At 68.2% G+C, this 296-nt stretch carries 1 protein-coding gene; it reads left to right on the forward strand.

The features are described from left to right. Positions 1–296 (forward strand): MBL fold metallo-hydrolase (locus FLQ44_RS22785; protein ID WP_147696173.1); only part of this gene is annotated, 296 nt, incomplete at both ends.

Here is a 296-nt window from a genome sequence, read left to right on the forward strand (position 1 = left end):
CGCCCCCGTTACGCCCCTGCAGCAGAACTGCACCGTCGTCTGGTGCACGGCCACCAGCAAGGCGGCGGTGATCGATCCGGGCGGCGGCGTCGATATGATCCTGGCCGAGGTCAAGCGGCGCGGCCTGATCCTCGACCAGATCTGGATCACCCACGGCCACATTGATCATGCGGGCGGGGCGGCCGAGATGAAGGAAAAGTCCGGCGTCCGCATCGAGGGGCCCCACCCCGAGGACCAGTTCCTGATCGATGGCCTGGCCGCCCAGGGCCAGATGTACGGCATGCCCGAGGCGCGAT

Origin of the sequence: Vogesella mureinivorans, from assembly GCF_007644035.1 — a bacterium.
GTDB classification, from domain to species: Bacteria; Pseudomonadota; Gammaproteobacteria; order Burkholderiales; family Chromobacteriaceae; genus Vogesella; species Vogesella mureinivorans.